The sequence below is a fragment of the Verrucomicrobium sp. GAS474 genome, assembly GCF_900105685.1.
GTDB lineage: Bacteria > Verrucomicrobiota > Verrucomicrobiia > Methylacidiphilales > GAS474 > GAS474.
In genome coordinates this window covers 2,263,062-2,284,824 of record NZ_LT629781.1, presented here as the reverse complement: position 1 = coordinate 2,284,824, position 21,763 = coordinate 2,263,062, and the positions used below count along the sequence as shown (strand labels likewise).

General features: G+C 65.7%; 19 protein-coding genes and 1 riboswitch. Of the genes, 7 read left to right on the top strand and 12 right to left on the bottom strand.

The features are described from left to right. Positions 1–63 precede the first annotated feature (63 nt). Positions 64–1,293: a molybdopterin molybdotransferase MoeA gene (locus tag BLU04_RS09455; protein WP_093285108.1), complete on the bottom strand. Its 1,230-nt coding sequence runs from the start codon at positions 1,291–1,293 to the stop codon at positions 64–66. A gap of 47 nt (positions 1,294–1,340) precedes the next feature. Further along, positions 1,341–1,498, top strand: a riboswitch (SAM riboswitch). A 151-nt stretch (positions 1,499–1,649) separates the two neighbouring features. Between BLU04_RS09455 and thrC the strand changes: the two genes are divergently transcribed. From thrC to BLU04_RS09440, 3 genes are read left to right on the top strand one after another with little or no spacing between them, the layout of a single operon-like run. Further along, on the top strand, positions 1,650–2,906 hold the full coding sequence (thrC, locus tag BLU04_RS09450) for a threonine synthase (RefSeq protein ID WP_093285105.1): 1,257 nt from the start codon (positions 1,650–1,652) through the stop codon (positions 2,904–2,906). 39 nt (positions 2,907–2,945) lie between these two features. After that, entirely contained in the window at positions 2,946–3,221 is a 276-nt protein-coding gene (locus BLU04_RS09445) for a ubiquitin-like small modifier protein 1 (RefSeq protein WP_093285103.1), read from the top strand. Positions 3,222–3,238: 17 nt separating this feature from the next. Then, positions 3,239–3,487 carry an NIL domain-containing protein gene (locus BLU04_RS09440; protein ID WP_093285100.1) on the top strand — a complete coding sequence of 83 codons (249 nt, stop codon included), beginning with the start codon at positions 3,239–3,241 and terminating at the stop codon, positions 3,485–3,487. Positions 3,488–4,254: 767 nt separating this feature from the next. Here the strand turns inward: BLU04_RS09440 and cysC are convergent. Both cysC and cysD read right to left on the bottom strand, forming a co-directional pair. Next, complete coding sequence (gene cysC / locus BLU04_RS17100; protein WP_093285098.1) at positions 4,255–6,162, bottom strand: adenylyl-sulfate kinase; 1,908 nt, start codon at positions 6,160–6,162, stop codon at positions 4,255–4,257. A gap of 60 nt (positions 6,163–6,222) precedes the next feature. After that, on the bottom strand, positions 6,223–7,026 hold the full coding sequence (gene cysD / locus BLU04_RS09430) for a sulfate adenylyltransferase subunit CysD (protein ID WP_093285095.1): 804 nt from the start codon (positions 7,024–7,026) through the stop codon (positions 6,223–6,225). Between the two features lie 90 nt (positions 7,027–7,116). On the opposite strand from cysD, the gene BLU04_RS09425 reads away from it, so the two are divergent. Genes BLU04_RS09425 through BLU04_RS09415 form a run of 3 tightly spaced genes read left to right on the top strand, consistent with a single transcriptional unit; the run spans position 7,117 to position 9,535 of the window. Beyond that, entirely contained in the window at positions 7,117–7,878 is a 762-nt protein-coding gene (locus tag BLU04_RS09425; protein WP_255360049.1) for a phosphoadenylyl-sulfate reductase, read from the top strand. A gap of 16 nt (positions 7,879–7,894) precedes the next feature. Further along, on the top strand, positions 7,895–9,343 hold the full coding sequence (locus tag BLU04_RS09420; RefSeq protein WP_231964850.1) for a menaquinone biosynthesis decarboxylase: 1,449 nt from the start codon (positions 7,895–7,897) through the stop codon (positions 9,341–9,343). Positions 9,344–9,349: 6 nt separating this feature from the next. Beyond that, positions 9,350–9,535 carry a hypothetical protein gene (locus tag BLU04_RS09415; RefSeq protein ID WP_093285087.1) on the top strand — a complete coding sequence of 62 codons (186 nt, stop codon included), beginning with the start codon at positions 9,350–9,352 and terminating at the stop codon, positions 9,533–9,535. Between the two features lie 36 nt (positions 9,536–9,571). Here the strand turns inward: BLU04_RS09415 and BLU04_RS09410 are convergent, their stop codons facing one another. The 6 genes from BLU04_RS09410 to BLU04_RS09385 all read right to left on the bottom strand — a co-directional run bounded on the left by BLU04_RS09410 (position 9,572) and on the right by BLU04_RS09385 (position 16,600). Further along, positions 9,572–9,907, bottom strand: a complete 336-nt coding sequence (locus tag BLU04_RS09410; protein ID WP_093285084.1) for a hypothetical protein — start codon at positions 9,905–9,907, stop codon at positions 9,572–9,574. Between the two features lie 50 nt (positions 9,908–9,957). Next, positions 9,958–10,701, bottom strand: coding sequence for a M23 family metallopeptidase (locus tag BLU04_RS09405; RefSeq protein WP_093285082.1), 744 nt, complete (start codon positions 10,699–10,701; stop codon positions 9,958–9,960). Next, positions 10,698–12,800, bottom strand: a complete 2,103-nt coding sequence (locus BLU04_RS09400) for a thioredoxin family protein (RefSeq protein ID WP_093285079.1) — start codon at positions 12,798–12,800, stop codon at positions 10,698–10,700. The genes BLU04_RS09405 and BLU04_RS09400 overlap by 4 nt, the downstream gene beginning before the upstream one ends. An 88-nt stretch (positions 12,801–12,888) precedes the next feature. Next, positions 12,889–14,052: a pyridoxal phosphate-dependent aminotransferase gene (locus BLU04_RS09395; protein ID WP_093285077.1), complete on the bottom strand. Its 1,164-nt coding sequence runs from the start codon at positions 14,050–14,052 to the stop codon at positions 12,889–12,891. Between the two features lie 44 nt (positions 14,053–14,096). Then, on the bottom strand, positions 14,097–15,272 hold the full coding sequence (locus BLU04_RS09390; RefSeq protein WP_093285074.1) for a nucleoside-diphosphate kinase: 1,176 nt from the start codon (positions 15,270–15,272) through the stop codon (positions 14,097–14,099). Between the two features lie 122 nt (positions 15,273–15,394). Then, a complete protein-coding gene (locus tag BLU04_RS09385; RefSeq protein ID WP_093285071.1) occupies positions 15,395–16,600 on the bottom strand; it encodes a glycosyltransferase in 1,206 nt (401 codons plus the stop codon). Positions 16,601–16,685: 85 nt separating this feature from the next. Between BLU04_RS09385 and BLU04_RS09380 the strand changes: the two genes are divergently transcribed. Next, the gene (locus tag BLU04_RS09380; protein ID WP_093285069.1) at positions 16,686–18,125 is read left to right on the top strand and encodes a glycosyltransferase family 39 protein; all 1,440 of its coding nucleotides are present in this window, start codon (positions 16,686–16,688) and stop codon (positions 18,123–18,125) included. Positions 18,126–18,133: 8 nt separating this feature from the next. Here the strand turns inward: BLU04_RS09380 and BLU04_RS09375 are convergent, their stop codons facing one another. The 3 genes from BLU04_RS09375 to rho form a co-directional block, all read right to left on the bottom strand. After that, positions 18,134–18,886 (bottom strand): sulfite exporter TauE/SafE family protein, encoded by a 753-nt coding sequence (locus tag BLU04_RS09375; protein WP_093285066.1) that lies wholly within the window; start codon positions 18,884–18,886, stop codon positions 18,134–18,136. 48 nt (positions 18,887–18,934) lie between these two features. Next, positions 18,935–19,912 carry a UDP-glucose 4-epimerase GalE gene (gene galE, locus BLU04_RS09370; RefSeq protein WP_093285063.1) on the bottom strand — a complete coding sequence of 326 codons (978 nt, stop codon included), beginning with the start codon at positions 19,910–19,912 and terminating at the stop codon, positions 18,935–18,937. 119 nt (positions 19,913–20,031) lie between these two features. Further along, positions 20,032–21,633, bottom strand: coding sequence for a transcription termination factor Rho (rho, locus tag BLU04_RS09365; RefSeq protein ID WP_343124796.1), 1,602 nt, complete (start codon positions 21,631–21,633; stop codon positions 20,032–20,034). Positions 21,634–21,763: the final 130 nt, after the last annotated feature.

Here is a 21,763-nt window from a genome sequence, read left to right as displayed (position 1 = left end):
TCGAGAAAACAATTGCAACCGCACTACCGTAATCACCCGAAGGACCGCCCCGGGATCGAAAATCTAAAGCCAGCGGATCAGCCGCACCCGGGAGGAATCGCGCCCCGATACCAGCATCCCGTTGGCCCCATAGAGACTGACCAGATGGCCGGAACTCGTCCAGTTCAAAACCCGTGCCTCAATTCGGCCCGAAATGATTTTCCAATGGCACGGGTGGTAGGTCTCCCGCACCCCGCCTTCGAGCGGTTCCCCGTCCCAGTCGATGAAGTCAACCTGTTCAGCCGCCTCCATCGATCCCCCTTGCAGCAAAACCAGGGCCCGCCGGACGAAGAGCTGGAAAACCACGTAATGGGAGAGCGGATTCCCCGGCAGGCAAAAGGCGACGCTCTTCCCCTTCCGGGCAAAGATCACCGGCTTCCCCGGCTTCACTGCGACCCCGGCAAAATCGACGGCAAACCCGGCCTCCTCGAGGACCCGGAGCCCGAAATCGGTCTCCCCCGCCCCGGCCCCGCCCGAGATCAGGAGGAGATCGCTTCCCCCCGCCAGCGCCTCGGCCACCTCCCGCTCCAGCACCGCCAGATCGTCCCCCACGCGGACCTGCCGGACCAACGCGCCGCCCGCACCGGCGACCAGCCCGGCGACGAGGCTCGAATTGGAATCGCGGATCTGCCCTTCCCCCGGCGTCTCTCCCGGGGGGACCAACTCCCCGCCGGTCACGAGGTGGGTCACCTTCGGCCTCGGGGAAACGCGGGGCAGGGCCACCCCGGTCATCGCCAGGACCCCCGCCTCGACCGGGCCGATCCGGCTCCCCTCCCCGATCAACCGGTCCCCGCGCCGATATTCCTCTCCCCGGCGACGGAGGAAGAGCGGGTATTCGGTGCCGAGCGCGGCGGGATTGAAGCGGACTTCCGCCCCCTCCTTCCCTGCCGCTTGCGCCTCCTCCTGCATCACCACGCGGACCGTACCTTCGGGCACTGCCGCGCCGGTGAAAATCCGCACGCAGGTCCCCTTCCCCAACGGCAGCGGCCCCGCGAAGACCTCGCCCGCCCGCACCGCGCCGACGACGCGGAAGACCTCCCCCTCGCCTGCCGCAATCGCATAGCCGTCCATCGCGGAACGGTCGAAGGGGGGGCTGTCGGCATCGGCCTCGACGCCCTGGCGGAGGACCCGGTTTTCGGCCAGGGCCCGGTCGAGCGGGATCGCCTCGGGAGGGAGCGGAAAGACCCCCCCGTCGATCCGTTTCCGGGCCTCGGAGACGGAGAGGAGGGAAGAGGGCGGCAGGGGGGACGGCATGAGGAAGACTATTGACAATCAGCCCTTCCTACGCAAGATTCACCCCAATCTTATCGAGAGCGACGGAGGGACTGGCCTTACGATGTCGCGGCAACCGGGAAGTACGATTCGGGCAAAAGCCCACTCCCTTCCGGCAGGTGCTAAACCCAGCATTGGAGAGGGACGCCCCTTAAAAACGGCGTCTCCGCCCGGTGAAGGATAAGAGGTGCGATGACCTAGACGCAGGGTTCTCACGAACCTTAACGGGACGAGTTGGAAAACTCATACCCACGGTCCTCCCCTCCCTTCCCCTTGCTTTCTCTCCACTGCCGGATTTCCCGTGCGGAGGAAGAAAACAAACAGTCATCAACAGAGCCATGGGAACGGAATTTTTCAGCAACCTCAAGTGTCGCGAGTGCGGCCGCCTCTACGAAAAGAAGGCGATCCACGTCTGCGAGTACGACTTCGGCCCCCTCGAAGCCGCCTACGACTACGACAAGATCAAGAAGAGCATCAGCCGCCAGGCCATCGCCTCGCGCCCCCAGAGCATGTGGCGCTACCGGGAGCTCCTCCCGATCGACGGCGATCCCACCGTCGGCCTCCAGGTCGGCTTCACCCCCCTCGTCAAGGCCGACCGCCTCGCCAAGGCCCTCGGCATCCGCGAGCTCTACGTGAAGAACGACACGGTCAACTACCCCACCCTCTCCTTCAAGGACCGCGTCGTCTCCGTCGCCCTCTCCCGCGCCCGCGAGCTCGGCTTCGAGATCGTCGCCTGCGCCTCGACCGGCAACCTCGCGAACAGCGTCGCCGCGAACGCCGCCGCCGCCGGGCTGAAGAGCTACGTCCTCATCCCCTACGACCTCGAGCGGAGCAAGGTGCTGAACAGCCTCGTCTACGGCACGAACGTCGTCGGCATCCGCGGCGCCTATGACCAGGTGAACCGGCTCTGCTCCGAGATCGCCGGGAAATACGGCTGGGGCTTCGTCAACGTCAACCTCCGGCCCTACTACGCCGAGGGGTCGAAGAGCATGGGCTTCGAGATCGCCGAGCAGCTCGGCTGGCAGCTCCCGCGCCACACCGTCGTCCCGATGGCCAGCGGCTCCCTCCTCACGAAGATCACCAAGGCCTACCAGGAACTGGTCAAGGTCGGCCTCCTCGACGAGGCGGGCTTCACCGTCCACGGCGCCCAGGCCAGCGGCTGCAACCCGATCACCGCCGCCTACAAGGCGGGGACCGACATCATCCGCCCCGTGCCGAAGCCCGACACCATCGCGAAGTCCCTCGCCATCGGCACCCCCGCCGACGGCTACTACGCCGTCCACGCCATCCGCGAGAACGGCGGGGCCTCCGAGGACGCCACCAACGAGGAGATCATCGAGGGGATCAAGATGCTCGCCGAATGCGAGGGGATCTTCGCCGAGACCGCGGGCGGCGTCACCGTCGCCTGCGCGAAGAAGCTGATCGCCACCGGGAAGATCCCGGCGAACGAGTCGGCCGTCCTCTGCATCACCGGCAACGGGCTGAAGACCGCCGAGGCCGTCGCCGACCACGTCGGCGCGCCCCGCATCATCAACCCCAGCATCCGCGAGTTCGACAGCCTCCTGAACGGGAGCGCGGTCGAGGCGGCCGCTTAAGACCCCTTCACTCATTTAACCGAAAGAAAGAAGAACAGCATGTCGACCCAAGTCACCATCCCCACCCCCCTGCGGAACCTCACCGGCAACCAGGAAGTCGTCGCCGTCGAGGGCGGCACCATCGAGGAAATCCTCACGAACCTCGACAAGGCCTTCCCCGGCATCGGCGAGCGCCTCGTCGACGACAAGGGCAACGTCCGCCGCTTCGTGAACATCTACGTCAACGGCGAGGACATCCGCTTCCTCCAGGAAAAGGCGACCCCCATCAAGCCGACCGACGAAATCAGCATCGTCCCCGCCATCGCCGGGGGTTGATCGCAACGGAGAAACCCATGGCCATCGAAACCCAGCGATACTGGCTGACCTACAACCCCTCCAACGTCCAGAAGCCCCTGCTCTGCACGCTGGCGCGGAAGTTCGACCTCGTCTTCAGCCTCCGCAACGCCAGCGTCACGAAGGACGTCGGCATCGTCGCCCTCGAGTTCGAGGGGGAACGGGAAGTCCTCAAATCGGCCGTCGTCTGGCTCGAGGCCGAGGGCGTCCAGGTCGAGCCCGTCGAGCTCAACACGATCGAAGGTTAGTCCTTCCTCCGTCCGGGCGAAAAAAGAGCATCCCTTCGGGGATGCTCTTTTTTTATTACCGCCCCGCAAGCGGGATTATTTCCCGTTCGGTGTCGGTTCTTTTTACTTTATGGGGTAAAAAGATGAGAGGATCAACCATCCTCCCGAAGGCGCGGATTCCCCTATTCATCAGCCTCCGAAGCCATTCGCCGAGGGGCCGCTTAGGAAATTTGCCTACACAGCCTGCCCGATTCGTTTGGGCCTTGTAGGACAAATGAGACGTCCATTTTCAGCCTCCGTCCGATACCGGAGTAACCTGGAATCGGATAAGGTCTCTTCCATGCAGTGCGAGCCCCTTCCGAGGAAGACGGCGACCACCGCAGGACAGTAAAAGCGATTTGCCCGGGTGGGCAAAGATGGACCGGGGTTCCCCCCCTCCTCGGTTCAAAAAGCGAAGCCGTCCGGCCCTGTAGGCCGGACGGCTTTTCTCATTTCAGGGCGCATCTTCGCCACCCTCTCCCTTCTCCGCTTGTAGGACAAATGAGACGTCCCTTTTCCGCCTCCGTCCGATACCGCGCCGACGGGGAATCGGTTAGGCTTTCCTTCATGCAATGAGCGGTCCCCCTCCATGGGGGAACAAACAAAGCATGCGATAGGTTACTGAAAGATTTTGCCCGGGTGGGCAAAATTTGGCCGGAGTCCCCCCCTCTCCGGTCAAAAAAGAAAAGCCGTCTGACCCTGTAGGCCAGACGGCTTTTCACTTTTCCTGGCCGGAACCCGATCCGAAACTAGATCTCTTCGCCGGGCGGGATCAGCGTCTCGCCGGGATTCGCCAGGCGGCGGACCCGTTCCAGCAGGAGCGCGATCGCCTCGTCATGGGAGATCTCGGCGGTCTTCAGCTCGATGTCGGGCTTTTCCGGGGCCTCGTAGGGGGAATCGATGCCGGTGAATTTCTTGATCTCCCCGGCCCGGGCCTTCTTGTAGAGCCCCTTCACGTCGCGCGCCTCGCAGACTTCGAGCGGGGCGTTGACGTAGACCTCGATGAAGGGGACGCCCCCCTCGCGGCAGATGTCGCGGACCCGCTTCCGGTCGGCCCGGAAGGGGGAGATGAGGGAGGTGACGACGACGAGGCCGGCCTCGGCCATCAGCTTCGCCGTCTCGCCCGCGCGACGGATGTTCTCGACGCGATCCTCGTCGGAGAAGCCGAGGTTCGCGCAGAGGCCGTGGCGGAGGTTGTCGCCATCGAGGATCGTCGCGCCGATGCCGCTCTGGAAGAGCGCCCGTTCGAGCCGTCCCGCGAGGGTCGACTTGCCCGAGCCGGAGAGGCCGGTGAACCAGACCACCGCGCCCTGATGGCCGTAATGGCGGTCGCGGAGCTCCTTCGTCACCTCGCCCTCGACCCACGTGATGTTGTCGCTCTTCACCCCCTCGGCGTCGGCGGCGTACTGGGCGTCGTAGATGACGCCGCCGCCGCCGATGCGGGAGCCCTGCTGGAGGACGAAGCGGCCGGTCTCGGTGATCCGGTCGCCGTTGTCGAAGGCGAGCGGCTTCCGCGTGCGGAGGACGATCTCGGCGACCTCGTTCTTCCGCACCTGCGTCGCCAACCCGGCCTCGGACGAGACCTCGAGGGTGCTCGAGTCGATGACCCGCTCGATCTTCGTGACCTGGGCGCTGACCGACTGGGAAGCGAGGCGGAGGGTGTAGGACTGGTTGAGGTCGAGCGGCGTGTCGTGGAGCCAGAAGAGGCGGGCCCGGATCTCGCGCCCCTCGACGGGGCCCTCGCCCTTGTGGGAGGCGATCTGGCCGCGCTCGACGAAGATCTGTTCCTCAAGCGTCACCGCCGTCGAGAACCCGGCCTCGGCCTCGGTCTTCGGCTCGGTCGCGCCCCACCATTCGATCGACTTTACCTTGCTCCGCTTCCGGTCGGGCCAGAAGACGAGTTCGTCGCCGACGCGGAGGCGGCCCGTCTCGATCCGGCCCGCGATGATCCGGCGCTCGTCGAAGCGGTAGACGTCCTGGACGGAGAACCGGAGCGGCAGCTCCGAGGAGGAGCCCGGCGAGGCGAAGGCGTCGAGGGCCTCGACGATCGAGAGCCCCTGGTGCCAGGGCAGGTTCGCGCTCGACCCGACGATGTTGTCCCCGTGGCGGGCGGCGATGGGGATGAAGTGGGAGGGGACGACGTTGAGCTTCCCGAGGAACTCGCGGTATTCCTTCTCGATGGCGGCGAATTTCGCCTGGTCGAAGTTGACGAGGTCCATCTTGTTCACGGCGACGATGACCTGCTTCACCCCGAGGAGGGAGAGGAGGAAGCCGTGGCGGCGGGACTGCTCCTGGACGCCTTCCTTCGCGTCGATCAGGAGGATGGCCGCGTCGGCGCTCGCCGCGCCGGTGATCATGTTCTTGAGGAACTCCTTGTGCCCGGGGGCGTCGATGATGACGTACTTCCGCTTCGGCGTCTGGAACTGGATCTGGGTGGTGTCGATCGTGATGTTCTGCTCCTGCTCCTCGAGGAGGGCGTCGAGGAGGAAGGAGTATTCGAAGTCCATCCCCTCGGCCTCGCAGGCCTTGCGGATCGATTCGACCTTCCCCTCGGGGAACGAGTTCGTGTCGAAGAAGAGACGACCGATGAGGGTCGATTTGCCATGGTCGACGTGGCCGACGATGACGATTTTAAGGCGTTCCAATTCGGAAGACATGGGGACGGGAGGGTACGGAATTAAGGGAAAGGAGTGGGAGGGAAAGGCCGGCGGGGCTTCTTACATGAAGCCCTTGGCGCGGAGCTTCTGCATCGCGTTGCGCTCGTGGTGGTCCTGGGCGCGGCCCGCCCGCTCGGAGGTCTTCGTGTGGCGCAGTTCCTCGATGATCTCGTCGATCGTCGCGGCGTTGCTGTCGATCGCCTTCGTGATCGGCTTGCAGCCCATGGAGCGGTACCGCTTGCCGTCCTTCGCGAAGTAGAGCTGCGGGACGGGGATGTTCTCCCGCTTGATGTAGGACCAGATGTCGATCTCGGCCCAGTCGAGGAGGGGCTGGACGCGGACGTGCTCGCCCGGCTTGATCGTGGTGGTGAACTGGTTCCAGAACTCGGGCGGCTGGTCCTTGTAGTCCCACTCGAACTCGGCGTTGCGGGGGGAGAAATAGCGTTCCTTCGCGCGGGTCGAATCCTCGTCCCGGCGGATGCCGGTGATGAGGCCGTGCCAGCCGTGCTCGGCCATCGCCTGCTGGAGGGCGACTGTCTTCAGCTCGTGGGTCACGGTGACGGGGTCGTGGGTCTCGTAGCCGATGCCGCGGGCGCGGGCCTCCTCGTTGATCTTCACGATGAGGTCGAGGTCGTACTTCTTCACCGCCCAGTCGCGGAACTCGATCATCTGCGGGAACTCGTAGGTCGTGTCGATGTGGAGGAGGGGGAAAGGGATGTGGCCGCAGAACGCCTTTTTCGCCAGGAAGATGAGGACGTTGGAGTCCTTCCCCATCGACCACGGCATGGCGAGTTTCTTGAACGCATGATAGGCCTCCCGGAAAATAAAGAGGCTCTGCGCTTCGAGTTTGTCCAAATGAGTCATTGCCGTTACCATGGGCAACCGATAATGTTTTGACAATGGCTATTTTAAATGTCTATCGGACAAGTAGACCATTCTGAAACCCCTTTTTCCGTGACCGCTTCCGCCCCCCATTCCGAAGCCCAGACCCGCTTCGCGCCGCTTCAACTCGACCTCGCCGCCGCCGAGGCCGCCCTCGCCGGGAAGACCGCCGAGGAACGGACCGCCTGGGCCATCGCGACGTTCGGGGAGCGCCTCGTCCTCAGCTCGAGCTTCGGCGCGCAGGCCGCCGTCTCCCTCCACATGGCGACGCGGATCGCCCCCGGCATCCCCGTCGTCTTCATCGACACCGGCTACCACTTCGTCGAGACCTACCAATTCGTCGACACCCTCGCCGCGCGACTGAAGCTGAACCTCAAGGTCTACAGCGCCCCGCTCTCCCCCTCGTGGATGGAGGCCCGCCACGGCCTCCTGTGGGAACAGGGCGTCGAGGGGATCACCGAGTACAACGCCCTCCGCAAGGTCGAGCCGATGCAGCGCGCCCTGGCCGAGCTGAACGCCTGGGCCTGGCTCGCCGGGCTGCGGCGGCAGCAGGCGGCGACCCGCAAGGAACTCGGCGTCCTCGCCGTCCAGAACGGCCTCCTGAAGGTCCATCCGATCATCGACTGGACCGACAAGGACATCTACACCTACCTCACGAAACACAACCTCCCCTACCATCCCCTCTGGGAACAAGGCTACGTCTCGATCGGCGACACCCACACGACGCGGAAGCTCTCCGAGGGAATGACCGAGGAGGAGACCCGCTTCTTCGGCCTCAAGCGCGAGTGCGGCCTCCACATCCCGACGCCGGAAAAAGACGGCTCGGGCATTTAATATGTCGTACGCCTCCATGTCCGCCTTCGCCCAACGGCTCGAAGCCGAGGGCGAGCTCATCCGCATCAAGGGCCCCGTCTCGGTCGACCTCGAGGTGACCGCCCTCGCCGACCGCGAGATGAAGAGCCCCGGCGGGGGCAAGGCCCTCCTCATCGAGCAGCCCCGCCTCCTCGACGGGACCCTCTCGGCCTTCCCCCTCCTGATCAACGCCTACGGCTCCCGCCGCCGGATGAGCCTCGCCCTCGGCGTCGAGAACCACCGCGAGATCGAGAAGCAGATCGGGGCGATCGTGAAGGCGAAGCCCCCGACCTCCCTCCGCGAGGCGTGGGATCTCCTGCGGAACGGCATCGATCTCATCCACACCCGCCCCTCGCGCGTCTCCTCGGGGCCGTGCAAGGAGGTGATCCTGAAGGCGGGCGAAGGCAAGGGCCTCGATCTCCTCCCCATCCTGAAGTGCTGGCCTGCCGACGGCGGCCCCTTCGTCACCCTGCCGAACGTCTATACCCGCGATCCCGACAACGGCTCCCGGAACATCGGCATGTACCGGATGCAGGTCTACGACGGGTGGACGACCGGGATGCATTGGCAGACCCACAAGGTCGCCGCCCGCCACGGGAAACGCTACTACGAGACCGGCCAGCGGATGCCCGTCGCCGTCTGCCTCGGCGGCGATCCGGCGCTGACCTTCGCGGCGACCGCCCCCCTCCCCGATGGCCTCGACGAATTGCTCCTCGCCGGGTTCCTGCGGAAGAAGGCGATCCCCCTCGTGAAGTGCGAGACCTCCGACCTCGAAGTCCCCGCCGATTCCGACTTCGTCATCGAGGGCTACGTCGACCCGACCGAGCCGCTCCGGCCCGAGGGCCCCTTCGGCGACCACACCGGCTTCTACACCCCCGTCGACGGCTACCCCACCTTCCACGTCACCTGCATCACCCACCGGAAGGACGCCCTCTACCCGGCCACCATCGTCGGGAAGCCGCCGATGGAGGACTTCTACCTCGGCACCGCCGCCGTCGATCTCTTCCTCCCGGTGTTCAAGATGAACTTCCCCGAGATCGTCGACATCGCCCTGCCCGCCGAGGGGGTCTTCCACAATCTCGTCTTCGTCAGCATCAAAAAACAGTACCCCTACCAGGCCTACAAGATCATGCACGGTCTCTGGGGGATGGGGCAGATGATGTTCACGAAGCTGATCATCGTCGTCGACGCCGACGTCGACGTGCGGAACACCTCCGACGTCCTCTTCCACCTCTGCGCGAACATCGATCCCCAGCGCGACAGCCTCTTCACGAAAGGCCCCGTCGACGCCCTCGACCACGCCGTGACGGTCGAGAACATCGGCAGCCACGCCGGGTTCGACGCCACGCGGAAGCTCCCGGGCGAGGGTTACACGCGGGGCTGGCCGGAGAAGTGCGTGTTGCCGGAGGCCGTCCTGGCCGAGGTCGAGCGGCGTTTCCCGCGCTAGCCGATTATGGCCGCCCTCCTCCGCCTCGTGACCGGCTCGGCGATTGCCGTCGGGGCGCTCTTCCTCTTTTCCCGGCTGGGGATGCGGGCGCCGATGTTGAAGAGCCGCCCGTTTGTCCTCCTCGTCCTGCTTCCCCTCGCCCTGATCGTGATCTGGGCCGTGAAGAAGGCGATGGGGGAGCGGGAGGATTAGCCTTGTCCTGATCCCGAAGGGATCAAAGAGGCTGGGCTAGGCCCCCTTTTCGATCTCGAACTTCAACCCGCCCACCCACTTGGCGACGAGGTTGTAGACCCATGCGCCGAGGGCACCGAAGATGAATCCCAGGATAGCGTAAAGCACGGGAAGGAAGAGGCACAGGGCGATGCCACCCACGCCAGCCACGGCCGCACCTTGTTGTTTCGCAAAGAGCGAGGCAATGCCGAAGAGAAGGAAGAAGGGGACAAACAGCAACGCCAAGGCCCCGTACGTCAACCCGACGACCTTGCCCGCCTGGATCGGGTTAACCCGTTTCAGGGTATACGAATTGGACGCCGGGATTTCAGTCGGGGAGAAGGGATCGCTCATGGCCTTACGTGCTACACGCCACTTCGACGGAAAGCCATCCTAATCTCGCCTCAATCGCCGCCCCACTGCTCCCACTGCGCGGGCGGGAGCCGCCGGGCCTTCGTCGCCGCCGCGGCTCCGGTGCGGTTGTCGCCGCGATGGGCGGCGACGAAATCGCTCGGCGCGAACCACGGCGCGAGGTCGTCCGAATAGGCTCCGCCGAGGCCGAGACCGAGCCGGTTCCGCACCTCCCAATGGAGGTGGGCCTGATAGACGCCGTCGGCGTTGCCGACGGTGCCGATCTGTTCCCCCCGCTTTACGAAAGTCTGGGGCTTCACGTCGATCCGCTGGAGGTGGGCGAACATCATCTCGACCGCCGCCGGCTGGAGGCCGGGGGAAAGGCGGTAATCGATGAGGACGACTTTTCCCCAGGCGCTCTGGAAATCGAGGGCGAGCGAGACCCACCCGTCGGCGGGGGAGTAGACCGGCTCCCCGAGGTCGCCGTCTCCGGCGGCCGTGTTCCAGTCTTCCCCGGCGTGGTTCCCGGCGGCGGGGCCGAAGGTCTTGCCGATCGCCGCCCCGGCTCCGTCGGGCGGGCGGAGCGGGTAGTCGAAGCGGTTCGCGATGGGCAGGGCGTGGAGGAGGTTCCGGGTGAAGAAGACATTCCAATCGAGATGGCGCGGCCCGCCCGCCTTCGCCGTGGAACGGGAGCCGGAAGGGAAGGTCCCCGCCCAGGCGAGGAATCCCCAGACGCCCGCGCACCAGAGAACGAGGAAAAGAAGGCGCAGGAGGAAAATGAATTTCGCCTGCTTCATTTAAGGGAATCTAGCACATCCAACGCATCGAGCACCGCCCGCTTCGTCAGAAGCGAAGGGAGGATCTTGGGCGGGAGGGCCGGATTCGATCCGTAGAGGAGGGAGAGCGGGACGCTGGGCCGACCGGCGGCGGCGAGGGCGGCCGTCACCTCGGGATCGTTCCGCGTCCAGTCGGCGATCAGGCGGACGACTCCCTTTTCCCTGAAACGGGCGGCCACCTCGGGCGCGTCGAGGACCTGTTTGTTCACCTGGCAGGGAAGGCACCAGTCGGCGGTGAAATCGACGAAGACCGGCTTCCCGGCCTCGCGGGCCGCCTCGAGCCGCTCATTCGTATAGGGAATCCAATCGCCTTCCCCTTGCGCGGAATCGGCGGCGGCAGAGGCGGGTTTCGGCACGCCGTGATAGACCATCGCCGCCGAGATCGCCGCCCCGGCGAGGAGGAGGGCCGCGGTGTGGACGGCGAGTCGCGAGACCATCGTCTTCCCCTCCCACTTCCCGAACAGGGCCGCCGCGCAGAGCACCGCGCCGAGGGCGAGCAGGAGGACGGCCCCGCCTCCCGTCTCCCGATGGAAGACCCAGACCAGCCAGACGACCGTCACCGCCATCGGGAGGGCGAGGAGGCGGCGGAACCAGACCATCCAGCCGCCCGACTTCGGGACGAACCGGAGCCAGGCGGGATTGGCCGCCAACGCGAGGTAGGGCGCGGCGAGGCCGAGGCCGAGGGCGGCGAAGATGAGGAGCGCCACCCCGGCCGACTGGGAGAAGGCGACCCCGAGGGCCGTCCCCATGAAGGGGGCAGTGCACGGCGTGGCGACGATGACGGCGAGGAGCCCGCCGAGGAAGGGGGCGATGACGCTCTTCTTCCGGCCCTCCAGCACCGCCCCGCCCCGGGCGGCGAGCCCCTCGCCGATCTCGAAGAGGCCGAGAAGATTGAGCGTGATCGCCCAGAAGAGGGCCGCGATGAGGACGACAAACGCGGGGGACTGGAGCTGGAATCCCCACCCGAACCGCCCGCCCGCCGCCCGCAGGGCGAGGAGGAGACCGGCGAGCGCGAGGAACGAGAGCACCACCCCGGCGGTGTAGGCGAGGCCGTGCCGCAGCCCCTCCCTGCGGGGCATCGAAACCAGGGCCAGCACCTTCAGCGAGAGGACCGGCAGGACGCACGGCATCAGATTCAGCAACAGCCCGCCGAGGAAGGCGAGGCCGAGGGCGGCGAAGGGGAAGCCGGTCCCGGAACCCGACGAGGGCGGCGCGACCGGGAGCGGCGGCAAGACCCGCGCCTTGATCTCCCAGCCCCGCCCCGCATCGACGGCGAGGAGGAGCCCCTCGACCGTCTCGGGCAAGGCATCGGCTCCCTCGGCCTTCTTCACGCGCAGCTCGATCCCCTGCGCGGAACGGACGGCGAACTGCCGCTCCCCGTTCGCGATGAGTCCCCGCGCGTAGGGGATGAAGCGGAGGGGGCCGGAGGAAGGGAGGCCGTCCGCATCGGAAAGCGAGAGCTGGAGATAGGCCCCCGCCTCCCGGAGCGTCGCCTCGCCCTTGGGCAGGGGTTTCGGGAAGACCTCGGAATCGTCGTGATAGATCTTCGTCCCGGCGGGTTCCGGCGAGGGCCGGAGGAGCGTGTGGCCGGGGAGGCACGCCTCGGGGCTGCAGACCAGCCAGACGAGCTCGGCCGAAACCTGCGCGGGATTGAGCTTGGGTTTCCTCGTTTCCAGGGCCGGGGGGCGGAGGACGGCGGTGAGGACGAGGTCCCCCTCGTAGCCGTAATCGGTCAGCGTGCCGAGGGTGTAGATCTTCGGCACGGGCCATTGGAGCGGCTCCGCCGTCCAGCCGTCGGGGAGGTGCCAGAGGACCTTGACCGCCCGGCCCGCGTCGCCCGGATTGCGCCAGTAGAGATGCCATCCCTTCTCGATATGGAAGGAAAGATCGGCGCGGACGCCCTCCCCTTCCGCCGGCCGGGGAAGCTCGTAGAGCCACGACTGGAGATAGAGCGAGGCCTGGACGTGGGGCGTCTCCGGCGGCGCGTCGGCCCGGAGGGGGGCCAGAAGCCCGAGGAAAAGCGAAAGAGAGAGCGCAAGAGAAAGGCCGGGGCGATGCACCCGGCCAATCTACCCTCTTTTGCCTTAAATCAAGCGCACAAAAAAGGGCGGAACCCTTTCGGATTCCGCCCTTCTTGAGTGGGTCGAACTAGAGGCCGGCGACGAATTCGCCGATCCGCTTCAGGCCCTTTTCGATGTTCTCGCGGCTCGTCGCATAGGAGAGGCGGACGACCTCGTCATCGCCGAAGGCGATGCCGGGGACGACGGCGACGTTCTGCTTGTCGAGGAGCTTCTCGGCGAACTGGGTCGAGGTGAGGCCGGTCTTGGCGACGTTCAGGAGGATGTAGAAGGCACCCTGGGGGCGGACGTAGGTGAGCTTCTCGATCTTCTCGACGAGGCCGATGACGAGGGCGCGGCGGGCGTCATACTCGGCGACCATCTGGGTGACGCAATCCTGCGGCCCCTTGTAGGCGGCGAGGGCGCCCTTCTGGGCGAAGGAGCAGGGGTTCGAGGTGGTCTGGCTCTGGAGGGAGTCGATCGCCTTCGCGGCCCACTCCGGGGCGGCGACGTAGCCGAGACGCCAGCCGGTCATCGCGTAGGGCTTGCTGAAGCCGTTGACGGTGAAGGTGAGGTTATAGACTTCCTTGCTGATCGTCGCGATGCTGAAGTGCTTCTGCCCGTCGAAGATGAGCTTCTCGTAGATCTCGTCGGAGAGGATGAGGATTTCCTCGGAGACGGCGATCTCGGCGAGGGCCTCGAGCTCTTCCTTCGTGTAGATGGAGCCGGTGGGGTTGCCGGGGCTGTTGATGATGATCATCCGGGTCTTCGGCGACATCGCGGCCTCGAATTCCTCGGGGGTGATCTTGTAGCCGTTCTCGGCCTTCGTCGGGACGATGATCGGGACGCCGCCGGCGATCTTCACCATCTCGGGATAGCTGAGCCAGTAGGGGGCGGGGATGATGACCTCGTCCTCGGGCTCGATGGCGGCGAGGATGGCGTTGAAGCAGGAGTGCTTCGCGCCGTTGTTCACGATGATCTGGGAAGGCTTGTAGTCGAGGCCGTTGTCGGCCTTCAGCTTCTCGGCGATCGCGGCGCGGAGCTCGGGGATGCCCGAGGAGGGCGTGTACTTCGTGAAGCCCGCGTCGAGGGAGCCCATGGCGGCCGCCTTGATGTGGTCGGGGGTGTCAAAGTCGGGTTCCCCCGCTCCGAAGTTGATGACGTCGACCCCTTCGGCCTTGAGGGCCTTCGCCTTGCTGTCGATGGCAAGGGTGAGAGAGGGGGTCAGCTTTTGAAGACGGGAGGCAGTTTCCATAATGTGAATCTGTGAATCGGTTTTCTCTTTTGGAGTTGGGAAGGCTAGCCGTTGAGCGCGGCCTGAATCAACGATTTAAAATTATTTTCCCGCATTTTGACGATCCCGATCTCCCGCTCGGCGTTTTCGGGGGAGTCGGAGGCATGGGCCGCGTTGATCATCATGGTCTGGCCGAACTCGCGCCGGATCGATCCGGGAGGGGCCTGGGAGGGATCGGTCGGCCCGAGTACCTCGCGGATCTTCTTCACGGCGTCGATCCCCTCGTAGACGAGGACGATGCATTTCTCGCTGCCGGGGGCCTTCTTCTCCGCGGCGTTCCGGCATTCGCGGGGCGATTTCCCGGCCATGAACTGGACGATGGTCTGGAACCGTTCCTCGCCCGCGACGGGGCCGAGGAGGCGGGCGATCTCGGCCTCCATCTTCTCCGAGACGGGGAGGGCGAGTGCCGACTGGATCAGTTCCTTCACCCGGGCGGCGGCGGGCGCGCCGAGCTTCTCCTTCAGCGAAGGGAGGATCGGGCCGTAGAAGGCCTCCGCCTCGGCGACCGACATGCGGTGGACCTTCATCCCGGTGATGGCGAGGCCGGCGCGGGAGAAAAGATCGATGACGTTTCCAGGGCGGCCACTTGGGAAGCGGAAGTTGTCGGGCTTGATGATGACGAGGGTCCGCTGGTGGCCGCGCTCGCCGGAGGTCGGGGCGATTCCCTCGAGGAGGCCGCCGTCCCGGCCGATGTGGCGGGCGATGATGGCGAGCTGCTTCTTTGCCGAGGCGACGGTGGGTGCCGTGAGGACGGCAGGCTCGAAGTAGCGGAGGGAGCCGTCGCGGTTGAAGATGCAATCGCCGAAGGTGTCGCGCACCGTCTCGCCGCCGACGCGGGGGCGGCGGATATGGCCGACGGCCTCGAAGGTCTTCCGCACGGCGTCGTTGCCGCGGAAGAGGAGGAGCATGGTGCGATTGCGCCGGTTCTTGTTCGCGGCGTCGGGGGCGTAGTTCGCGAGGACGTATTCGCGGATCTGTTCCTGCGTCGCGCGATGACGGGGATCGGGATCGCTGACGATGGTCTCGGCGAACTCTTCGACGAACTTCGCGCCAGGGGCCATCATGATGCCGCCGACGAGGTCGAGGGCGGTCCGCGTCAGGAGTCGGGAAATCACTCCTCCGGTACGGGATTTGTAGATGGTGTAGGGATTCACCATCACGTAGCTAAGTTCCTGCGGCATAAAATTTAAGGATATCCAAACAACCCCAAGGGGGTTTGAAACCGTAGGGAAGACCCTTTCGGGCCGTCAATCCGTTTTACCCGCTTTCACCCGCCTTTTACCGCTTAACGCAGTAAAATCAGTTAAACGGAGGGACCGGGACGGATTCCCGACCGATGGCGGGCGATCACCTCGCGGTAACGGGCCCACATTTCCCCGCAAACGACCGGCCAGGAATAACGGGCCGCCGTCCGTTCCGCCACCTGGCCGCCGAGGAGCGGCAGATCGGCTCCGGCTCCCCGTTCGATGGCCTGGGCGAGATCTTCCGCGGTGTTTTTCTGCGACCAGAGGTCGAGGCCCGCCGTGATATTCGCGTCCATGCTGCTCCCCCGGATGCCGACGAGGGGGAGGCCGCAGGCCTGGGTTTCCAACGCGACGAGGCCGAAGGTCTCGACCGTCCCCGGATGGACGAAGAGGTCGGCGGCGCGGTAATACCGGGCCAGCTCGGCGCTGCCGCTGACGAAGGAATGCCAATAGAGGGCGTGGGTCCGCTTCCGCACGGCGGGGAGAAGCCGCCGCAACGGGCCGTCGCCGAGGATCGCGAGCCAGTATTTGCGCTTCCCCTCCCCCTTCGACTCCCGCGCCTTCAGCTGCTCGAACGCGGCCAGGAGGGTCGCCACGTTTTTCTCTCCCGCGAGGCGTCCGACGTAGAGGAGGAGGAAGGCGTCGTCGGGAACGCCGATCTTCCGCCGCAGCTCCCAATCACGGGGGCCGGGCGTGAAGGCCGCCGTATCGACGCCGAGCTTCACCGGGACCGCGCCGGGGACGCCCCATTCCCGCAACAGGGCGCTGAGTTTCTCCGACGGGACGAGCGTCGCGTCGAAGCGGCTGTAGAGCTTCACGATGTAGCGCCGGGCCAGAGCCATCCCCATGTCGCGGATGCGGGAGCCGCAATACTTCAGCAGCGTCCGCAGGTAGGCGTCGGGAAAGTGGGAGTGGTAGAAGCCGATCACCGGGACGCCGAGTTCCTTCCCCGCATGGATCACGCTCCAGGCGAGGTGATAGGGATCGCCCGCCTCGATGAGATCGGGCCGGACCTTGCGGAGATAGCCGCGGACCGCCGGGGTGTTCAACAGGATGCGGTAGCGGGAGGTCCGGTCGACGCGGGGCGAGGCGACGGTGAAGGTGTGGAGGCGGCCTTCCTGTATATATTCGGTCTTGTCGCCCGGGATGATGAGGTGGTGCTCGTCGTCGGTGTGGTCGAGGACGTAGCGGCGCTTCTCCATGAGATAACGGCGCACGCCCCCGCTCTTCGGGGAATAAAACTGGGTGACGTCGCAGAGTTTCACAGGGAAAAACAATTAAACCATGCACCCCCGGGGAAGACAAAGAACATTCGCCCTCCGTCGCCGCCCCCGGTAGAGTCGCCGCCTCATGTCCCGCCTTTCCCCGGAGGCCAAGATCGGCCTCGTCTTCCTCGGCATCGTGACCCTCTTCCGGCTGGCCTTCAGCACGACGATCGACCTCGTCCCCGACGAGGCCTATTACTGGCTCTGGTCGAAGCACCTCGCCGCCAGCTATTTCAGCAAGGGTCCCGGCATCGGCTGGACCATCGCCCTCGGCACCTCGATCGCGGGGGACACTGTCCTCGGGGTCCGCTGGATCTCGGTCCTCCTCGCCGCCCTGACGGGGTGGCAGATCTTCCGCCTGGCCGACCGGTTCTACGGGCCGAAGGTCGCCCTGTGGACGATGCTCGCCACCGCCGCGATCCCGCTCTTCGCCGTCGGCGCGTTCCTCATGACGATCGATCCCCTCTCGGTCTTCTTCTGGGTCTGGGCGGGGAACCTCTTCCTCGATGCGCTCGAAGGCGGGAATCTCCGCCATTGGGCGCTCTCCGGCCTCGCCGTCGGCCTCGGCTTCCTGGCGAAGTACATCAATCTCATCGAGCTCCTCGGTTTCCTCGGCTACGGGCTCGCCACCTCGATCCCCGCGCACCGCAAGGCCGTCTTCGGACGCGGCGGCCTCCTCCTCCTCGGCGTCACCCTCCTCTGCACCCTCCCCGTCCTGTGGTGGAACCAGCAGCACGGCTGGATCACCGCCACCCACCTCCAGCACCGCGGCGACCTCGACCAAGGCTTCCACCTCCATCCGGGCGAACTGTGGAAGTTCCTCTCCACGCAGGCGCTCCTCTTCCTCCCCCCTTTCTTCCTCGCCCTGCTATGGAGCGCCGGGAAGGTCTTCGCCCCCGGCCATCGCGCGACCGAGGGGGAGAAGTTCCTCCTCGCTCTCTTCCTGCCGACCTTCCTCCTCTACGTCGCCGTCAGCCTGAACAAGGCCTCCCAGCCGAACTGGGCGGTCAGCGCCTATCCCTCCGGCCTTGTCCTCGCCGTGGCCTGGGGCCTCGCCTGGAACCGGGCGTCGACGCAGCGGACGATTCTTTTCTTCCTCGCCCTCATCGTCGTCACCCATGCGTTCCTCCTCCTCCCGCTGAAGAACGATCCGGCCCGCCGCCTCCGGGGCTGGGCCGAACTCGGCGCCTGGACCGGGGCGATGCAGCGGGAGAGCGGTGCCGCCTGCGTCATCGGAAGCAATTACGGGCTGACCGGGGAACTCGGCTTCTACACGCCGGGCCATCCCCGCGTCTACATGCCGCGCGTTCCGTTCAAGGAAAACCAGTTCTCCTTCTGGCCGAATTACCTCGAAGGGGAAAAGGCGGATGCCGTGGCCCTGTACATCACCGACGACTTTGAAGCGCCGTTGCCCGAGAACCTCCGCGCCGATTTCGCGCGACGGACGATTGTCGGGGAATTCAGTCGGCGGACGGCGAAGGGGAAGTACATCGAGCACTACCGCGCTTGGAAGCTGGAGCGGTAAGGGGTCGCCTAGGAAAACAGCGGCTTCGCCGCCAGCTGGAGGCCGAGCAGGAAGAGACAGATCAGGAACCAGCGGCGGAACGTTTCCGGGCTGACGCGATAGCGGATCTTCTGTCCCACCCACATGCCCAGCAAGGCGGGCAGGACCATCAGGGCCGAGAGGCCGAGGCCGTGCAAACGCAGCGCCCCGCCGCACGCCAGGCCGAGGGTCATCACGATGTTCGAGACGGTGAAGGTGAGGCCCAGCGCTTGCACCAGCTCTTCCTTTTCCAAGTTCAGCGAATTGAGATAGGGGACCGCCGGGATGATGCAGCTCCCCGTCCCGCCGCCGATGAGGCCGGTGAGGCCGCCCATCACGGGCGAGAGCCATTTCTCGTGCCGCCCCGGCGGCGGAGCATGGTAATGGAAGAGGCCGAGCCCGGCATAGATCATGAGGACGACGCCGAGACCGAAGGCCGTCCATTTCCCCTCCCCGTGGGTCAACGCCCCGATGCCGAGGGCCGTGCCCAGGATGAGCGCAAGCATCATCGTCCACAAACGGCGCCAGAGACCCCGGATATCGGGACCGGTGAAGAGCTGCCAGAAGTTCGTGACGTAGTTCGGGACGATCTGGAACACCACCGCATGGACTGGCGTCATGACGATGCCGAGGAGCCCCATCGCCACCGTCGGCAGGCCCATCCCCGTCACCCCCTTCACGATGCCGGCGGCGAAGAAGACGACGAAGGCGAAGAAGAGGTGAAGGGGGGAATAGCCGATCATGGCAGCAAAAAGGGGGGACGGTTAAGTCCCCCCTTGTTTTTCAACGGATCAATCGCCGTACCCGTTCGGGTGGGCCTTGTGCCAGTTCCAGGCGCTCTCGATGATCGGCTGGAGGCGGTTGAACTGGGGCTTCCACCCGAGTTCCTTCTGCGCCTTGTGGGCGCCCGCGACGAGTCGGGGCGGATCGCCGGCCCGGGCGGGCTTCGCCACGGCGGGGATCGGATGGCCGGTCACCTTGCGGGCGACGTCGACGACCTGCTGGACCGAGTAGCCCTCGCCGGTGCCGAGGTTGTAGTAGCTGCTCGTCTCCCGCTTCAGCGCCAGGATGTGGGCGGCGGCGAGGTCGATGATGTGGATGTAATCCCGGATGCAGGTGCCGTCGGGCGTGGCGTGCTTGTCGCCGAAGATGTCGACCTGCTCCTTCTGGCCGAGGGCGACCTTCAGGACATTCGGGATGAGGTGGGTCTCGATGCGGTGGTCCTCGCCGTACTTGCCCGAGGCGGAGGCGCCCGCCGCGTTGAAGTAGCGGAGGTTGACGTGGACGAGGCCGTGGATCTGGTCGTACCACTTCAGGACCTGCTCGAACATGAGCTTCGACTGGCCGTAGGGGTTGATCGGCTTCTGGGGGAGACGCTCGTCCATCGGGACCTTCTCGGGGATGCCGTAGGTGGCGCAGGTCGAGGAGAAGACGAGCTTCTTCACGTCGGCGGCGACCATGGCGTCGATCAGGTTGATGCCGTTGGCGAGGTTGTTGATGAAATACTTCGAGGGGTTCGTCATCGATTCGCCGACGAGGGCGAAGGCGGCGAAGTGCATGACGGCGTCGGGCTTCACCTTCGCCATCGTCTTGAAGATGAAGTCGCGGTCCCCCAGGTCGCCCTGGATGAAGTTCGCCCGAGGCTCGATGGCCAGCTTGTGGCCTTCGACGAGGCTGTCGAAAACGGTGACCTGATAGCCCGCGTTGAGAAGCTCCTCGACGCAGATCGAACCGATGTATCCGGCGCCGCCGGTAACGAATATGTGCATGGGTGGGAGGGGCTACTATAGAGGCAATCCCCCCCGGAACGCAAGCCGCCCGGCCTCTTTTCAGAGAACCGGGCGGTGAAAGTTTTTAACTCAAAAGAGAGAAAAAACTAATCCAAGGGCTAATCCTTCAGGTTCATCGCCATGAGGAACTCGATGTTGTTCTTCGTCTTCTTCAGGCGTTCGAGGAGGATTTCCATGCTCTCCGTGGGCGGCACGGAGCTGAGCGCGCGGCGGAGCATGTGGATGCGGGGGAGTTCGTCCGGGTGGTAGAGGAGCTCTTCCTTGCGGGTGCCCGACTTCGGGATGTTGATGGCGGGATAGACCCGCTTGTCGATGAGGGCGCGGTCGAGGTGGACCTCCATGTTGCCGGTCCCCTTGAACTCCTCGAAGATGACTTCGTCCATCTTCGAGCCGGTGTCGACGAGGGCGGTGGCGAGGATGGTGATGCTGCCTCCCTCCTCCAGGTTGCGCGCGGCGGCGAAGAAGCGCCGGGGCTTGTGCAACGCGTTCGCGTCGACGCCGCCGGAGAGGATCTTGCCGCTGTGGGGCTGGAGGGTGTTGTAGGCGCGGGCCAGGCGGGTGATCGAGTCGAGGAGGATGACGACATCGATCTTGTTCTCGGCCATCCGCTTCGCCCGCTCGATCGCCATCTCGGCGACCTGGACGTGGCGGTCGGGCGTCTCGTCGAAGGTCGAGGCGATGACCTCGGCCTTCACGGAACGCTCCATGTCGGTGACTTCCTCGGGACGCTCGTCGATCAGGAGGACGACGAGATGGGCCTCGGGATGGTTCGCCGCGATGTTGTTCGCGATCTTCTGCATCAGGACCGTCTTGCCGGTGCGGGGCGGCGCGACGATCAGGCCGCGCTGGCCGAAGCCGAGCGGGGTGATGAGGTCGACGGCCCGCATCGAGACGTCCTTATCCTTGTCCTTGCCCTCGAGGAGAATCCGGCGCGTCGGGAAGAGCGGCGTCAGGTTCTCGAAGAGGATGCGGCTGCGCGCCTTCTCGGGGTCGTCGTTCTCGACCTTGTCGACGCGGAGGAGGGAGAAGTAGCGTTCCTTGTCCTTCGGCGAGCGGATCGGGCCGGAGATGAGGTTGCCCCGCTTCAGGCCGTAACGGCGGATGAGAGAGGGGGAGACGTAGACGTCTTCCGGGCAGGGGAAGTAGTTGTAGGCCGGGGAACGGAGGAAGCCGTAGCCGTCGGGCAGGATCTCCATGACGCCTTCGCCGAAGATCGGGCCGCCGCGGTGGGCGTTCCGGCGGAGGATCTCGAAGATCAGCTCGTGCTTGCGCAGGAGGCCGGGGTTCTCGATGTGGTACTCGACGGCGCGGTTCTGGATTTCCTGGAAGCTGAGGGCCTGGAGCTCGCCGAGGGCCAGGGGGCCGGCGGGCGGGAGCGGCGGGGGCGGGACGTAGGGGATCGGCTGGCCGTCGGGACCGAGGACCGGCTCGGCGGGCGGGAGGGGATTGCCGTCCGGCCCGAGGGCGACGGGGGCGGGGCCGTCACCGTTGGAGGGGTGGGACTGGCCTTGATAGCCGTGGGAGCCTCCCTGGCCGTAGCTCGAGCCCTGGCCAGGCCGGTAATCGGCGGGCGGGATATCGTCCTCGACGTCGCGGGGAAGACCCTCGAGGTGGCCCTGATTGCCATGGCCCTGTCCTCCCTGACCTCCCTGACCGGAATATTTTCCCCCTCGGCGGGAGCGGCGGCGTTGCATTCTCATAACGTGTGGTGGTGTGTTCGTGTCGTTGAAACCGCGTCTCTCGTCCCCTCCCGTTTGTTTCAGGAGGGGGAAAGCCGCGTCTCGCTTGGATGCCCGCGTCGTCGCGGGCGGGATGCGAAGATCCCGGGTG

Coding starts and splice junctions, on each gene's coding strand:
- BLU04_RS09455 (WP_093285108.1), bottom strand. CDS start 1,293: ATGCCGTCCCCCCTGCCGCCCTCTTCCCTCCTCTCCGTCTCCGAGGCC.
- thrC (WP_093285105.1), top strand. CDS start 1,650: ATGGGAACGGAATTTTTCAGCAACCTCAAGTGTCGCGAGTGCGGCCGC.
- BLU04_RS09445 (WP_093285103.1), top strand. CDS start 2,946: ATGTCGACCCAAGTCACCATCCCCACCCCCCTGCGGAACCTCACCGGC.
- BLU04_RS09440 (WP_093285100.1), top strand. CDS start 3,239: ATGGCCATCGAAACCCAGCGATACTGGCTGACCTACAACCCCTCCAAC.
- cysC (WP_093285098.1), bottom strand. CDS start 6,162: ATGTCTTCCGAATTGGAACGCCTTAAAATCGTCATCGTCGGCCACGTC.
- cysD (WP_093285095.1), bottom strand. CDS start 7,026: ATGACTCATTTGGACAAACTCGAAGCGCAGAGCCTCTTTATTTTCCGG.
- BLU04_RS09420 (WP_231964850.1), top strand. CDS start 7,895: ATGTCCGCCTTCGCCCAACGGCTCGAAGCCGAGGGCGAGCTCATCCGC.
- BLU04_RS09415 (WP_093285087.1), top strand. CDS start 9,350: ATGGCCGCCCTCCTCCGCCTCGTGACCGGCTCGGCGATTGCCGTCGGG.
- BLU04_RS09410 (WP_093285084.1), bottom strand. CDS start 9,907: ATGAGCGATCCCTTCTCCCCGACTGAAATCCCGGCGTCCAATTCGTAT.
- BLU04_RS09405 (WP_093285082.1), bottom strand. CDS start 10,701: ATGAAGCAGGCGAAATTCATTTTCCTCCTGCGCCTTCTTTTCCTCGTT.
- BLU04_RS09395 (WP_093285077.1), bottom strand. CDS start 14,052: ATGGAAACTGCCTCCCGTCTTCAAAAGCTGACCCCCTCTCTCACCCTT.
- BLU04_RS09390 (WP_093285074.1), bottom strand. CDS start 15,272: ATGCCGCAGGAACTTAGCTACGTGATGGTGAATCCCTACACCATCTAC.
- BLU04_RS09380 (WP_093285069.1), top strand. CDS start 16,686: ATGTCCCGCCTTTCCCCGGAGGCCAAGATCGGCCTCGTCTTCCTCGGC.
- BLU04_RS09375 (WP_093285066.1), bottom strand. CDS start 18,886: ATGATCGGCTATTCCCCCCTTCACCTCTTCTTCGCCTTCGTCGTCTTC.
- galE (WP_093285063.1), bottom strand. CDS start 19,912: ATGCACATATTCGTTACCGGCGGCGCCGGATACATCGGTTCGATCTGC.
- rho (WP_343124796.1), bottom strand. CDS start 21,633: ATGAGAATGCAACGCCGCCGCTCCCGCCGAGGGGGAAAATATTCCGGT.